Origin of the sequence: Psychrobacter sp. TB20-MNA-CIBAN-0197 (assembly GCF_040309765.1) — a bacterium.
Classification (GTDB): domain Bacteria; phylum Pseudomonadota; class Gammaproteobacteria; order Pseudomonadales; family Moraxellaceae; genus Psychrobacter; species Psychrobacter submarinus.
On the sequence record NZ_JBEOPC010000592.1, the window covers coordinates 1 to 272 of the forward strand.

Sequence of the window (272 nt, forward strand, 5' to 3'; positions counted from 1 at the left end):
GAGCTACACCTACAAAATTTTAGACAAGCGCCTTAAGCGCCGTATTATGTCTAAAGCTGATATGCAGTTAACAATGAACCGTATTACAGGTACAACAGACTACAGCGGCTTTAAACACATTGATTTAGTAATAGAAGCTGTGTTTGAAGATCTTGCGCTTAAGCAAGGTATGGTTGCCGACGTAGAGCAGCAATGCCAAGAAAATACAATTTTTGCTAGTAACACGTCATCATTACCAATTTCGCAAATTGCAGCGCAGGCAGCACGTCCTG

The 272-nt window shown here is 41.5% G+C and carries 1 protein-coding gene; it reads left to right on the plus strand.

Going from position 1 to position 272, the window contains the following annotated elements; genetic code table 11:
- Positions 1-46 precede the first annotated feature (46 nt).
- Positions 47-272: 3-hydroxyacyl-CoA dehydrogenase NAD-binding domain-containing protein (locus AAEY83_RS15110; protein WP_351060187.1), on the plus strand; the 226-nt coding region annotated here is incomplete at its 3' end.